The sequence below is a fragment of the Janthinobacterium sp. NFX145 genome (assembly GCF_049810325.1).
Taxonomy (GTDB): Bacteria; Pseudomonadota; Gammaproteobacteria; order Burkholderiales; family Burkholderiaceae_D; genus Janthinobacterium; species Janthinobacterium rivuli.
On sequence record NZ_CP187360.1, the window covers coordinates 1,796,901 to 1,809,522 of the forward strand.

Genomic DNA, 12,622 nt, shown 5'->3' on the forward strand with positions numbered 1-12,622 from the left:
CCTATAGAATGCGGCCTCTTTTCCCTGATAGCTCAGTTGGTAGAGCGACGGACTGTTAATCCGCAGGTCCCTGGTTCGAGTCCAGGTCGGGGAGCCAGAACAAGCAGCAGCACAAAGCCCAGCCTTCACGGTTGGGCTTTTTGCGTTGCTGCCATGGTGTGCGTGACATTTCACGCAGATTTGCCGAAAAGCATCTGCCATACTTGCAGAGTCTGTTTACTGCCTGTGGATGAAAACAACCTTTCCTATGAAGAATCTCTGCGCTCTGGTGCTGATGCTGGCCGCCGGCACGGCCTATGCACCCCTTGCCGGCGGCCAGGGACGCCAGGCGCCAGCCGAAGCGAAGGTCAAACAGCAGATCATCGCCGAGTCGATTGCCGCCTATCCGGGCCGCTGCCCCTGTCCCTACAATGCGGCCAAAAATGGCAGCGCCTGTGGGGCGCGCAGCGCATGGAGTCGGAAGGGCGGTTACGCCCCCATTTGCTATGAACGCGAAATCAGCAACGAGATGGTGCGCAAGTGGCGCGAGGACAATGCCGCTGCGCTGTGACTATTGCCCCGTGCGCAATGCTTCCAGCGCCAGATAACTTGGTTGCACTTGCGCGGCGATGGCGGCCAGGCCGCTTGTCGCGGCCAATGGCGGATCGCCGTGGTAAGCCGTGCCGTATTTCGCATGCACGCCGCCGCGCGCGCGCATCGCTTGCAGCTGTGCCAGCGTGGCGGTGATGCCGAAGCGGGCCAATACATCGCTGAAGAGGATGTCGGGCAATTGCTTGTAGTGAATTAACTGCAGCTGGCCAGCGGCCGCATGGGGCAGGGCGGCGTCGAACAGGCTGGCCAGCACGAGGCCCGTATAGCCATCGAGTTCGCCGGGTTCCAGCTGGTGCGCGGGCAGCGGCAGCTGTGCCGGGTGCAGCATGCCGGGCACCATTTGCGGGCCGCGCTGGCGCTGGTGCGAGGCCAGCACGGCCAGCGGTTCGCGGTAGACGAACAGGCAGGGCGTGCCGGGAAACGCTTGCCGCAGCAAGTCCAGGCTGTGGATGTGCCAGCAGTCGAACTTGATGATGAAATGCGTCTCGTCCCCTGAGCGGCGCTGTCCCAATGCCAGGATGGCCTGGCGCAGCAGGGCGATGCTGTCGCTGCCCGCCATGCCATCGTGATGCAGCCGCAGCAGCGAGTCGATGACGGGCGGTTCGGACATGACGATGCATTGCGGCAGGGACGCCAGCAGCTGGCTCAGCAGGGTTGAGCCGCAGCGCGAGACGTGGAAGATGAAGGCGTCGGGCGCCAGGCCATCGCCCAGCGTGGCCAGCGCCGCCAGCGGCGTGCGGCAGACGCGGCGCTCCTCATGCGGCTGGCACGCCAGGGTATTGACAAAGAAGGCGTCGCTGAAAGCCGTTTCTCCCAAATGGCGCCAGCACATGGCAGCGTCCGCCAATGTTTCGCCGCGCTCCACGTACAGCGGATACCAGCCGCGCAGATCCATGCCTTCGTGCCATGCCACCGGCTCTCCCTTGGCCAGCAAGCGTTCCTGCTGCGCCAGGCCCGGCGCGGCGCTCATGGCGCGCTCCCGTCGGCCAGCGCGGCCAATTCGCTGGCCAGCGCCAGGCTGGCAGGTGAGGGCGACAGTCGCAGCTGGGCGATGACGGCCCGCACATTGCCGTCGTTGATGCTGGGGTCGCCATATTTCGGGGCCGCTTTCGGCACGAAGCCGGCCGAGGCGAACAGCGCTTCGAGCCAGGCATTGGTGACGCAGTCGAGCACGAGGTGGATGCGCGGCGCCGCGCCCTGGTTGTGCACCGCGTGCAGGCAGCTGGCGTCCATGTACCAGGCGTGGCCGGCCGCGAAGTGGACGTTCTCGCCGTCGATGCTGAACACGACCTGCGGCGTAGTGTGGACGGGGGTGTGGATGCGGACCAGGCCATCGGCCAGTGACGTGCCGGCGTCGCGGTGCGCGCGGATGACGGCGCCCGGTGCCAAAGCCATCAGGCGCGCGGCGCGGATCTCGCAGGCGAAGCTGGCCAGCACTTCGCGCAAGCCGGGGCAGCGCGCCAGTTGCGGCGTGTCGGCATAGGCGGCGCCGTCGACGGGCATGATGTCGTCGGCTGCTCCGCCTGCCGAGCGCAGCGGCACGCAGCTCCAGCCGTTTTCATAGGCGCCCGTATTGAAATGGCTGATCCACTCGCCGGCGGCGAACTGGTCGCTGTCGCGCTGCATGCGCGCCACGTCGAAGCGCAGCGGCAGTCGCAGCCAGGTGTTCGGCGGATTCGGCGCCGGCACTATGGCGCGCTCCATTCCAGCTGCTCCTGCACGTCGTTTTCCCCGCGCAATCGAAAGCCCAGCCGCTGGTACAGGGCGCGCGCTGCCGTGTTGCTTTTGTTGACGGCAAGATGGATCCGGCATTGCTGCGCGCCCGCTTGCGTTTGCAGGCCGCGCAGCACGGCGCTGCCGGCACCCTGGCCCTGCGCGGCGGGCAGGATGGCGATGTCGACCAGGTGCAGCACCTGATCCTCGCGGTCGAGGATCAGACGGCCGATGGGCGTGTCGCCGTGCAGCAGCACCAGGTACGCGGCGTGCGGATACGCCTGTCGGTAACCGTGGCTTTGCATGCGCTGCTGCATGGCGATCAGCTGTTCGATGACGGCGGGATCGGCCGGCATCTGGCGCAGGTCGTCGCGCGTGGAACTGTACAGCGCGGCGGCAAAGCCATCGTCGTCGTCGCGCTGGAGGCGCAACTGGTAGGGGGCGGAAAGCGGCAAGTCGTGCATCGGTGCTCCGGCAGGTGGTGGCAAATGCGCAGGCGTATATTTATTTGCTATGCTGCCAATTTTTCCGCGTACTTGCAATCATTTCAAGGAAGCCGCCATGCATTCTGTCTTTATCCTGCCTTATCCGTGGAGTGATGCGTGGAGTTGCGCGTGACTTCGGCGCGTACGGAACTGGCTGCCATCTCGGCCGCGCTGTGCGATCCGCAGCGTTCCCTGGCCAGCCTGGTCGGCGAAACCGTGCAGCTGCGCCAGCTCGTCGAGCGCCATTCGGGCCTGGCCATGGACCGGCAGGATGGCTTGCGCGATGGCGAGAGTTTTCTGCCCAGTGGCTGGGCCATCTCGCCCGTGCAGGCGGGACTGTGCGCGCGCGAGCCCTACCGCAGCGCCGCCTTTATCCAGGGCCTGGCGCTGGCCGTGCGCGAGCGTCTGGCCGTGAGCGGCGGGCGGCCCGTGCGCGTGCTGTATGCAGGCTGCGGCCCGTTTGCGCTGCTGGCCCTGCCGGTGATGGCCGTGCTGGACGCCAGCGAAGTGCAGTTCGCCATCCTCGACGTGCATGCGGAAACCCTGGACTATGCGCGCGAGCTGATCGCCGCCCTGGGCCTCGACAGCCACGTCGCCGAATACCTTTGCGCCGACGCGGCCGCCTATCAAATGCCTGCAGGCGCCATGCCGGACGTGATCGTCAGTGAAACCATGAATACGGCGCTGGGCAAGGAGCCGCAGGTGGCCATCCTGCGCAATCTGCATGCGCAAGCGCCTGCGGCGGCGCTGCTGCCGGCGGCCGTCACGGTGCACCTGGGCCTGGATCGGCGCAGCCCTGGCGAGCCGTGCACGGACTGGGGCCGCGTATTTACCCTTGATGCGGACGCCTTGCGCGCCTGGCAGGGTGAGCCGGGCGACACGCTGCCGGCCGCCAGCATCCGCCTGCCCGACGTGCTGGACGAGGCGCCGCGCTTGCTCACGCGTATCCGCGTGCATGGCGACATCGTTCTGGGCGACCATGCGTGCAGCCTGAACCTGCCACTGGCTTTGCCGGGCAAGCCAAGTCTGGCTGGCGGCAGCGTGCTCGATTTTCAGTACCGCCTGGGCGGCCAGCCGGGACTGGTATTTTCCCTGCGCGAAACGCCCGCATCCACGCAGGCATTGCCCAAGTCAGACTTCCGGTAGTCATACTCCATCAGCAAATAATTCAGTTCTGTAGGATAATTATGGAACCGGTTCCATATATGCGCAAATGCAATGTGGCGCAATCATCGAAGTCAATAAAACAACAAGTCTTGCGGGAGTCTCATGAACCATCCAGGCAGCGAACCATCTGCAACATCCGCTTCACCCCTTCCCCGTATCAGCCGCCGACACGCCCTGATCGGCCTGGCCGCCTTGCTGGCGCAGGCCGGTTTCTGGAGCAATCCCCTGTCGGCCGCCATGCAGGCGCCAGCCAGCGCGCCGGCAACGGGCCTGGCGCCCGCCACCATGCTGTTCTACACCCTGTCGCAAACGATCACGGGCCACCGCGATTTGTCCGCCGCGACGGCGGCGCGCATCGAGCAAGCCATGCGTACGAATGTGCCCGGCTTCGCCGAGCGCTTGCCGCAGCTGGGCGCGCTGCTCGTCACGGGCCAGGAAGCGAAAGCCCTGCTGGCGGCCGCCAGCGCCGCCGATGCCGGCCTGCGCGAACTGGCGCTGGCCATCGTTGCCGCCTGGTACACGGGCACCGTCGCCGGCAACGCGGCGCAGGGCACGAAGTCCATCGTCGTCGCCTACGCCGAGGCCTTGATGTACCGCACGGTGGCCGATGGCCAGGTCGTGCCGACCTATTGCAATTACGGCCCCCTGTGGTGGCTGAAGGCGCCGCCGGCCGTGCGCGTCTCCGCGCCCGTGGAACCGAAACCCGTACCGGCCCCGGCCACCACCGGCACTCCCGAAACTAAAGGCAAGCAAGCAAAATGAAATCACCCCAATTCAAGAGTAATGGCGACGTCGTCGCCGATGTCGTCATCGTCGGCACGGGCGTCGTCGGCGCCATGATGGCCGACCAGCTGGCTGCGCAAGGCCATTCCGTGATCATGCTGGAAGCGGGCCTGCGCATCGAGCGTGGCCAGGCCGTGGAAAACTGGCGCAATATGCCGTTCGAAAACCGCGTCGGTTCCGACTTCCAGGGCCTGTATCCCCAGGCGGAAAACGCGCCCGCACCCCTGTATTTCCCGAAGAATAACTACGTGGAAGTATCCGGCCCCAACGGCAGCAGTTTCCAGCAGGGCTATCTGCGCACGGTGGGCGGCACAACCTGGCACTGGGCCGCGTCGTGCTGGCGCCATTTGCCGTCCGACATGCGCATGAAGAGCGATTACGGGGTAGGGCGCGACTGGTCCATTTCCTACGATGAGCTGGAGCCGTACTATTGCCGCGCCGAGCAGGAAATGGGCGTGGCCGGTCCGAATGACCCGGCGCTGCAATCGCCGAGCGAGCGCAGTGCGCCGTATCCGATGGACATGGTGCCCTGGGGTTATGGCGACAAACGCTTCGCCGAAGTGGTCAACCCGCACGGCTACCGCTCCGTGCCGATTCCGCAAGGCCGTTCGACGCGTCCATGGCAGGGCCGCCCTACCTGCTGCGGCAACAACAATTGCCAGCCGATCTGCCCCATCGGCGCCATGTACAACGGCATCCACCACGTGGAGCGGGCCGAGCTGAAAGGTGCCGGCGTGCTGGCCGAGGCCGTCGTCTACCGCATCGACACGGACCACAACAACAGAGTCACCGCCGTGCACTGGTATGACGCCAAGAAACAGTCGCACATGGCGACCGGCAAGGCTTTCGTGATTGCCTGCAACGGCATCGAAACACCGCGTTTGCTGCTGTTGGCGGCCAATCAGAACAATCCGAACGGCATCGCCAACAGTTCGGATCAAGTGGGCCGCAACATGATGGACCACTCGGGTTTCCACTGTACCTTCCTCGCCAATGAGCCGATCTGGACGGGCCGTGGCCCCGCGCAAAGCAGCTGCCTGGTGGGCCCGCGCGACGGCGCTTTCCGCGCGCAGTATTCGGCAAACAAGATGATCCTGAATAACATCACGCGTGTCGGACCCGCGACGCAGCAATCGTTGAAGCTGGGCCTGGTGGGCAAGGATCTCGATGATGAAATCCGCCGCCGCGCCGCGTTCGGCGTGGACTTGTCGATCAGCCTGGAGCCGCTGCCCGAAGCGCATAACCGCCTGACCCTGAGCAAGACGCGCAAGGATCCGCTGGGCCTGGCCTGTCCCGACATTTACTACGACGTGGGCGACTATGTGCGCGATGGCGCGAAGGCCGCGCATGCGCAGCTCAAGCACATCGGCAAGCTGTTCGGCGCCGTGGAATTCCATATCACCGACAGCCTGAACGCGAATAACCACATCATGGGCGGCGTCATCATGGGTTCGAATCGTCTTGACTCCGTGGTCGACGGCAATTGCCGCGCCCACGATCATGCCAACCTGTGGCTGCCGGGCGGCGGCGCCATGCCGTCGGCCAGCGTCGTCAATACCACCCTCAGCATGGCCGCGCTCGGTTTGCGCGCGGCCGACGACATCGCCCGTACCCTGGCAAGGGAGGCCGCATGATGCGCCGCCTCTTGCTGACGCTGACCCTGGCGGCCGGCTTGCCGCTGGCCGCGCACGCTGTGCCATCTGTTCCGCCCGTCACCCTGACGCCGGACCGCCCGGCCGCCCCCGTGGCCGCCAAGCCCGATGCACGGCTGGAGCGCGGCCGCTATCTGGCCATCGCCGCCGACTGCATGGCGTGCCATACGGCAGCGGGCGGCAAGCCGTATGCGGGCGGCTACGCCATCGACTCGCCGCTGGGCACGATCTACGCGACGAATATTACGCCGTCGAAAACAGGCGGCATCGGCCATTACACGGAAGCCGACTTTGCGCGCGCCCTGCGCGAAGGCGTGCGCGCCGATGGCAGCCACCTGTATCCGGCCATGCCTTACACCAGCTATGCGCAGCTGACGGATGCGGACGTGGGCGACCTGTATTACTACTTCATGCAGGCCGTCAAGCCTGTCGATGCGCCGGCGCGCCAGACAGCGTTGCCGTTCCCGTTCAATGTGCGCCTGTCCATGCTGGGCTGGAACACCTTGTTCCTCGACAATAAGCGCTTCGTGCCGGATCCGGCGAAGAGCGCGCAGATCAACCGGGGCGCTTATTTGGCCGAAGGCCTGGCGCACTGCAGCGCCTGCCACACGCCGCGCAACGCGCTGATGGCGGAAATCGGCAGCCAGACCCTGGCCGGTGCCTCGCTCGGTTCCTGGCATGCGCCGAACATCACGTCCGACAAGGTCAGCGGTATCGGCGCCTGGACGGATGCGGAACTCACGGCTTACCTGAAGACGGGCCACGTGGAAGGCAAGGGGCAGGCGGCGGGCGGCATGGCCGAAGCCATCCAGAACAGCCTGCAGTTTTTGCGTGACGACGACGTGGCCGCCATCGTGGCGTACTTGCGCACGGTGCCGCCCGTGCGCGCGCCGGGCCAGACGAAAGCGGCGTTCAGCCATGGCAGCACCGCCAGCGAAGAGGCCGCATTGCGCGGCATGGCCAGTTCCACCGAGCACCATTCGCTCAACAGCGGCGCCGTGCTGTTTTCCGGCTACTGCGCCAGCTGCCATTCGGCCAGCGGCGCCGGCAGCACGGGACAAAGCTATCCCGCCCTGTTCAACAACACGGCGACGGGCGGCAATACGCCGGCCAACCTGGTGTCGGCCATCTTGTTTGGCGTCGAGCGCAAGATCGAAGGGGAGGAGCACGAAGCGTTCATGCCCCGTTTCGACCAGCGCTCCTACGTGCAACCGTTGACGGACGAGCAGATCGCTTCGATCGCCAATTACGTATTGAAACAGTATGGCAACCCGGATGTGTCCGTCACGCCCGCGTATGTGGCGCAGGCGCGCAGCGGCGGCGAGAAGCCCGTGCTGGCCCGTGCTCAGCCGTTCATGCTGCCGGGCGGCATCGTTGGCATCTTGCTGCTGATCGCGCTCTTCGTGTGGTTGCGCCGGCGCCGCCAACGCAGAGGGTGAACGCTGAAACGGCGGCGAATATGAGCGTTGGGCGCAACTTGCAGTAAAATGCAGGCTGAAAAATGGTTACGAGCAATCGTAGCCATTTTTTATTCTGGCACTATCCTGGCGAGTGTGTTCGCCTTATTTTAAAATTGACAATGTCCCATTCCCTGCATCACCAATTTTTACGTTTCGCCGCCGTTGGCGCTTCCGGCACGGCCGTGCAATACAGCGTGCTGTGGGGCGGCGTGGAATGGGCTGGCATCAGCGCCGCCGCCGCGTCCGGCATCGGCTACATCCTCGGTTCCGTCGTCAACTACCTTCTCAATTACTTTTTCACGTTTAAAAGCGACAAGGGCCATGGCGAGGCGGCCAGCAAGTATTTTGCCTTGCTGGGCATCGGCTGGTGCATTAATACGGGCCTGATGTGGCTGCTCGTGCACCAGCTGGGCTGGTATTACTGGCTGGCGCAGGTGCTGGCGACGGGCATCGGGCTGGTCTGGAATTTCGCGGGCAGCCGCTGGTGGGCCTTCAAGCCGGCCGGCGCAGCGACCAAGTAACTGGTTATTGCAAGAAAAAAAGATGCGTCTTGGCCAAGACCAGGCGCGCGGTTTTACCAAAACAAGGGGTTAATCATGCAGTTCCTGGAACGCTATTTCAAACTGAAGGACAACGGAACCAATGTGCGCACGGAGCTGCTGGCCGGCCTGACCACGTTCCTGACGATGGCCTACATCATCTTCGTCAACCCGTCCATCCTCGGCGACGCGGGCATGCCGAAAGACGCCGTTTTCGTTGCCACCTGCCTGGCGGCCGCCATCGGCACCCTGATCATGGGCCTGTATGCGAACTACCCGATCGCGCTGGCGCCGGGCATGGGCTTGAATGCGTATTTCTCGTACACGGTGGTCAAGGGCATGGGCATGAGCTGGGAAGTGGCGCTGGGCGCCGTTTTCATTTCCGGCTGCCTGTTCATTCTGGTGAGCCTGTTCAAGGTGCGCGAGATGATCATCAACAGCATCCCGCCCGCGCTGCGTACGGCCATCACGGTCGGTATCGGCTTGTTCCTGGCGATCATTTCGCTGAAAAGCGCCGGTATCGTGGTGTCGAACCCGGCCACCATCATCGCCCTGGGCGACTTGCACCAGGCGGCGCCCATCCTGGCCATCCTCGGCTTTTTCATCATCGTCGCGCTGGACCGCCTGAAAGTGCCGGGCGCCATCCTGATCGGCATCCTCGCCATCACCATCGCCAGCTTCTTCTTTGGCGGCAACCAGTTCAACGGCATCGTCTCGGCGCCGCCCGCCATCGAACCGACCCTGTTCAAGCTCGACATCATGGGTGCGCTGTCGATCGGCATCGTCAACGTGGTGCTGGTGTTTTTCCTGGTCGAACTGTTTGACGCGACGGGCACCCTGATGGGCGTGGCCAACCGCGCCGGCCTGCTGAAAGACGGCAAGATGGAGCGCATGAACAAGGCCTTGCTGGCCGATAGCACGGCGATTGCCGCCGGCGCCTGCCTGGGCACGTCGAGCACGACGGCCTTCGTGGAAAGCGCGGCCGGCGTGCAAGCGGGTGGCCGCACGGGCTTGACGGCCGTGGCCGTTGCGCTGCTGTTCCTGGGCAGCCTGTTCTTCGCCCCGCTGGCGCACACGGTGCCGCCGTACGCGACGGCGCCCGCGCTGCTGTACGTGGCCTGCCTGATGCTGCGCGAACTGACCTTCATCGACTGGGATGACAGCACGGAAAGCATTCCCGCCGCCATCACGGCCTTGATGATGCCGTTTACCTATTCCGTGGCCAGCGGCGTCGCCTTCGGTTTCATCACCTATGCCGTCTTGAAGCTGCTGACGGGCAAGGGCAAGCAGGTATCCGTGGTGGCTTACATCATCGCCGCCATCTTCCTGTTCAAGTTTATCTACCTGGGTGAGTAGCGTGGGCGAATAGCGGGTTTGCCGCCGCATCTGACATGTAAAAAGGCAAGGCCGCCCGTGCATCCGCAGGGGCGGCCTTTTTTGATGGCGCCGCCTACATCAGCAGCGCGGCCACCAGATCTTTTTTGGCCTCGCCGGCGCTGCCGTCGAAGCGCAGGGCCGCTTCCACGTGCGCCAGGTGCTCGACCATCAGGCGCGCCGCCAGGTCCGCATCGCCGCTGCGCGCCGCCTCGAGAAAGCGGCCGTGCTCGTCGTACGAGCAGGCGGCGGCATGGCCGGACTGGTACAGCATGGTGATGAGCGAGCTGCGGCCCACCAGTTCGCGCACGATATCGCGCAGCACGGCGTTGCCGGCGATGTCCGCCAGCAAGACGTGGAAATCGCCCAGCAGTTGCGAGCGTAGCGGCGTCGCTTGCGCCAGCGCCAGGCGTTCCGCTTTCAGGTGGCGCTCCAGCATGCGGTAGTCGGCAGGCTTGGCCCGCGCGACGAATTCGCGCGCCAGGGCCGCCTCGATGACGCGCCGCGCGGCAAAGATGTCGCGCGCCTCCGCTTCGGTCGGCTGGCTGACGAAGGCGCCCTTGTCGGGCACCATGCGTATGAGTTTGTCTTTCGAGAGGATGAGCAGGGCGGCGCGGATCTTGGTGCGGCTGACGCCATACAGCCGGCACAGCGCTTCTTCGCGCAGCCGTGTGCCGGGCGGCAATTGGCGCGCCACGATGGCGGCCGCGATATGCTGGGCAATTTCCGCCGAGCTGTCGCCGCTGCCGGGTTTGTCTACCAGGATTGCGCTTGATTCTGTCATGTCGGATGCGAGCAGTAAGCCAGGAGCAAGGTGAGCCTTGCAAGCGCATGTCCGCGCGGCGGCGTGGTGACGCTCCGCTGCCGGCATGCCGTTGTGCGCCTTGCGTGTCGGCAAGGCATGGCTATTCTACTATCTTGCGTGGCGCCGCGCAGACGGGCGCAGCCGCCCGGTGAAGCGTCCTTCCTGGCGGCCTGTTTTGCTGCTCATGCAGATTGAAACTGGACATGAGAAATTTTGACGTATATAATTCGGCCTCCTTTCCCTGATAGCTCAGTTGGTAGAGCGACGGACTGTTAATCCGCAGGTCCCTGGTTCGAGTCCAGGTCGGGGAGCCAGAACAAGCAGCAGCAGAAAGCCCAGCCTTTACCGGTTGGGCTTTTTGCGTTTCGGGACTGGTTTCCGGGGCGTTGGGAGAGCCCTTGTGCGACTGCTATCTCGAGAGTGCGGGAGGCTTTCTATTGGGTCGTTAACCGACCGTTGAACTGTGGAAGGTTAGAAGTCCTTCGCGAAATCTGTGATGATTTTTTGTTGCACTTCAGAACTATCATGTATAGTTTGAAACTTGATTGCTAAACCAACTATTTCCAACATGGATGATAAGAAAGACTTTCTAGTTCTACGCTACTCCTTAGTAGAAGAGCCGCAGCACTCAATTACGGTGGAGCCATTGCCGGGTGTAAAAGGACGAGCTGCGTTGGTAGCACTCCAGGGAGATCGTGAATTTCAACTTAACGGCGTGTATTACGGTTTCTTGGGATTTGCTGATGTCAAATCTAGTCCTAATACATTAATCGAAAGCGAGCGATTCTTTATTGGAAAGGTCGCTAGACTTAAGCAAGCTCACGTTGGAAAGAAAATTCCTGGCGATATCGTGGAAACTCGTGAAGATGATTGGATTCCACTTCTCACGATTTTCGATGTAATTGGTCAGTATATTTTCGTTCGAAAAGACTACCGGTTTGGTACGCCAGAGCAAACCATGCGCGCTTTGCAGGCTGGACTTCGCGAGCCTATTATGGCAAATTTCAACCATCGAGCGTTTGTTGAAGCCTGTACGAGGAAGGAGAAATTTTGGGAGATAGTTGCTGAGCACAAACGTATCTATAAGCTGGAGCTTCGACTAATTTCTCCTAACATCTTAGAAACAAATCTTCGCGCTCGGGACGCACTTGCTGCAATGAAAGACCTTTTCCAACAGGACCAAGTGGTAATCACGCTAAACAATGAATCTGGCGACCTTACGGTACCCAAAATGCCGGTAGCGGATTATTTGGAATACATTGAAGAGGGAGAAGGTGCATGGGCTCTTACAACCGAAGGGCGCCAAGGCGGGAAAAAAACCTATTCGAGTTCTGATAATATTGATACCATTGCGGTAAACGTTCTGGAAGAACGAACGGCATCCGAAGGAAGTCAACTTGGTTTTTCTGAAGTGCCATCGACACGCGACAGCTATGTAAGTGATGCCGAAATGATCGCGGAAATAGTGCAGAAAGTCGGAAAATGAGTCGTGCGGGGTTTTGGAGGCTTCTGCTTGTTTTTTTTGTGATTTATTCTGCAAGTCATGCAGCCATCTATTTTTCCGTTGACCGAATCAATGCTGCAATTGAAGGTGTCTTTATTGCGTTTAACTTCTTGATGCCGACAGTGCTGGCCGCGTCCTGGGGAATATTTACATATGTCGACAATATGTCGAAAGAGTTAACGGACCTCAGGAACGATGTTGACCGTTCGAAATATGTGATCGCGCAGGAAGCGCTTGCCGCTTTAAAGTCAGAAGTGATCTGGAACGCGATGCTAGTTTTTATCTTATTTTTAGCCGATAAAATTATCGCCTCTGCCACGACTGCCCCGAAAATCCTGGAGGTGGTTCCGAACCCATGGCTGGTCGGAACAATTGCCTTGTCAACTCGACTTTCGTTTCTGATTATTGCGGTGGTTGCTGCATTTATTCAAATGCGAGGCTTCGTAACTGCTGTTGAATATCGAACAGTAATTGCGGTCAATCGAAAGTAGTTAGGTAAATATAAGGAAATTTGCTGTTCAGTACTCGACAGTGTAAGCCTTACTTGAT

General features: G+C 62.1%; 13 protein-coding genes and 2 tRNA genes. 11 read left to right on the top strand and 4 right to left on the bottom strand.

Annotation, left to right across the window (positions count from 1 at the left end):
* Positions 1–21: 21 nt before the first annotated feature.
* Together ACPJXG_RS07995 and ACPJXG_RS08000 are read left to right on the top strand one after the other, a co-directional pair.
* A tRNA-Asn gene (locus tag ACPJXG_RS07995) sits at positions 22–97 on the top strand.
* Positions 98–247: 150 nt separating this feature from the next.
* Positions 248–550: a hypothetical protein gene (locus ACPJXG_RS08000; RefSeq protein ID WP_425253889.1), complete on the top strand. Its 303-nt coding sequence runs from the start codon at positions 248–250 to the stop codon at positions 548–550.
* Here the strand turns inward: ACPJXG_RS08000 and ACPJXG_RS08005 are convergent, their stop codons facing one another.
* Genes ACPJXG_RS08005 through ACPJXG_RS08015 form a run of 3 tightly spaced genes read right to left on the bottom strand, consistent with a single transcriptional unit; the run spans position 551 to position 2,768 of the window.
* Complete coding sequence (locus ACPJXG_RS08005; RefSeq protein WP_425253890.1) at positions 551–1,561, bottom strand: hypothetical protein; 1,011 nt, start codon at positions 1,559–1,561, stop codon at positions 551–553.
* Positions 1,558–2,295, bottom strand: coding sequence for an aspartyl/asparaginyl beta-hydroxylase domain-containing protein (locus ACPJXG_RS08010; protein ID WP_425253891.1), 738 nt, complete (start codon positions 2,293–2,295; stop codon positions 1,558–1,560). Before ACPJXG_RS08010 ends, ACPJXG_RS08005 begins: the two co-directional genes overlap by 4 nt.
* Positions 2,280–2,768 carry a GNAT family N-acetyltransferase gene (locus ACPJXG_RS08015; RefSeq protein WP_425253892.1) on the bottom strand — a complete coding sequence of 163 codons (489 nt, stop codon included), beginning with the start codon at positions 2,766–2,768 and terminating at the stop codon, positions 2,280–2,282. Before ACPJXG_RS08015 ends, ACPJXG_RS08010 begins: the two co-directional genes overlap by 16 nt.
* A 150-nt stretch (positions 2,769–2,918) precedes the next feature.
* On the opposite strand from ACPJXG_RS08015, the gene ACPJXG_RS08020 reads away from it, so the two are divergent.
* The 6 genes from ACPJXG_RS08020 (at position 2,919) to ACPJXG_RS08045 (ending at position 9,746) form a co-directional block, all read left to right on the top strand.
* On the top strand, positions 2,919–3,935 hold the full coding sequence (locus ACPJXG_RS08020) for a hypothetical protein (protein ID WP_425253893.1): 1,017 nt from the start codon (positions 2,919–2,921) through the stop codon (positions 3,933–3,935).
* 123 nt (positions 3,936–4,058) lie between these two features.
* A complete protein-coding gene (locus tag ACPJXG_RS08025; protein ID WP_425253894.1) occupies positions 4,059–4,718 on the top strand; it encodes a sugar dehydrogenase complex small subunit in 660 nt (219 codons plus the stop codon).
* The gene (locus tag ACPJXG_RS08030) at positions 4,715–6,373 is read left to right on the top strand and encodes a GMC family oxidoreductase (protein WP_425253895.1); all 1,659 of its coding nucleotides are present in this window, start codon (positions 4,715–4,717) and stop codon (positions 6,371–6,373) included. The genes ACPJXG_RS08025 and ACPJXG_RS08030 overlap by 4 nt, the downstream gene beginning before the upstream one ends.
* Positions 6,370–7,830 (top strand): c-type cytochrome, encoded by a 1,461-nt coding sequence (locus ACPJXG_RS08035; RefSeq protein ID WP_425253896.1) that lies wholly within the window; start codon positions 6,370–6,372, stop codon positions 7,828–7,830. The genes ACPJXG_RS08030 and ACPJXG_RS08035 overlap by 4 nt, the downstream gene beginning before the upstream one ends.
* A gap of 140 nt (positions 7,831–7,970) precedes the next feature.
* On the top strand, positions 7,971–8,372 hold the full coding sequence (locus ACPJXG_RS08040) for a GtrA family protein (protein ID WP_099400336.1): 402 nt from the start codon (positions 7,971–7,973) through the stop codon (positions 8,370–8,372).
* A gap of 75 nt (positions 8,373–8,447) precedes the next feature.
* The gene (locus ACPJXG_RS08045; RefSeq protein WP_225241996.1) at positions 8,448–9,746 is read left to right on the top strand and encodes an NCS2 family permease; all 1,299 of its coding nucleotides are present in this window, start codon (positions 8,448–8,450) and stop codon (positions 9,744–9,746) included.
* Between the two features lie 94 nt (positions 9,747–9,840).
* On the opposite strand, the gene ACPJXG_RS08050 is transcribed toward ACPJXG_RS08045, so the two are convergent.
* Positions 9,841–10,548, bottom strand: a complete 708-nt coding sequence (locus ACPJXG_RS08050; RefSeq protein WP_425253897.1) for a GntR family transcriptional regulator — start codon at positions 10,546–10,548, stop codon at positions 9,841–9,843.
* A 259-nt stretch (positions 10,549–10,807) separates the two neighbouring features.
* On the opposite strand from ACPJXG_RS08050, the gene ACPJXG_RS08055 reads away from it, so the two are divergent.
* The 3 genes from ACPJXG_RS08055 (at position 10,808) to ACPJXG_RS08065 (ending at position 12,564) form a co-directional block, all read left to right on the top strand.
* A tRNA-Asn gene (locus tag ACPJXG_RS08055) sits at positions 10,808–10,883 on the top strand.
* Positions 10,884–11,137: 254 nt separating this feature from the next.
* The gene (locus tag ACPJXG_RS08060; protein ID WP_425253898.1) at positions 11,138–12,055 is read left to right on the top strand and encodes a hypothetical protein; all 918 of its coding nucleotides are present in this window, start codon (positions 11,138–11,140) and stop codon (positions 12,053–12,055) included.
* Positions 12,052–12,564, top strand: coding sequence for a hypothetical protein (locus ACPJXG_RS08065; protein WP_425253899.1), 513 nt, complete (start codon positions 12,052–12,054; stop codon positions 12,562–12,564). Before ACPJXG_RS08060 ends, ACPJXG_RS08065 begins: the two co-directional genes overlap by 4 nt.
* The last annotated feature ends 58 nt before the right edge of the window (positions 12,565–12,622 follow it).

Bases quoted from the DNA above. Each gene is read 5' to 3' on its own strand.
- ACPJXG_RS08005 (WP_425253890.1), bottom strand. From the start codon at position 1,561: ATGAGCGCCGCGCCGGGCCTGGCGCAGCAGGAACGCTTGCTGGCCAAG.
- ACPJXG_RS08010 (WP_425253891.1), bottom strand. From the start codon at position 2,295: ATGGAGCGCGCCATAGTGCCGGCGCCGAATCCGCCGAACACCTGGCTG.
- ACPJXG_RS08030 (WP_425253895.1), top strand. From the start codon at position 4,715: ATGAAATCACCCCAATTCAAGAGTAATGGCGACGTCGTCGCCGATGTC.
- ACPJXG_RS08025 (WP_425253894.1), top strand. From the start codon at position 4,059: ATGAACCATCCAGGCAGCGAACCATCTGCAACATCCGCTTCACCCCTT.
- ACPJXG_RS08035 (WP_425253896.1), top strand. From the start codon at position 6,370: ATGATGCGCCGCCTCTTGCTGACGCTGACCCTGGCGGCCGGCTTGCCG.
- ACPJXG_RS08045 (WP_225241996.1), top strand. From the start codon at position 8,448: ATGCAGTTCCTGGAACGCTATTTCAAACTGAAGGACAACGGAACCAAT.
- ACPJXG_RS08050 (WP_425253897.1), bottom strand. From the start codon at position 10,548: ATGACAGAATCAAGCGCAATCCTGGTAGACAAACCCGGCAGCGGCGAC.
- ACPJXG_RS08015 (WP_425253892.1), bottom strand. From the start codon at position 2,768: ATGCACGACTTGCCGCTTTCCGCCCCCTACCAGTTGCGCCTCCAGCGC.
- ACPJXG_RS08000 (WP_425253889.1), top strand. From the start codon at position 248: ATGAAGAATCTCTGCGCTCTGGTGCTGATGCTGGCCGCCGGCACGGCC.
- ACPJXG_RS08040 (WP_099400336.1), top strand. From the start codon at position 7,971: ATGTCCCATTCCCTGCATCACCAATTTTTACGTTTCGCCGCCGTTGGC.
- ACPJXG_RS08060 (WP_425253898.1), top strand. From the start codon at position 11,138: ATGGATGATAAGAAAGACTTTCTAGTTCTACGCTACTCCTTAGTAGAA.
- ACPJXG_RS08065 (WP_425253899.1), top strand. From the start codon at position 12,052: ATGAGTCGTGCGGGGTTTTGGAGGCTTCTGCTTGTTTTTTTTGTGATT.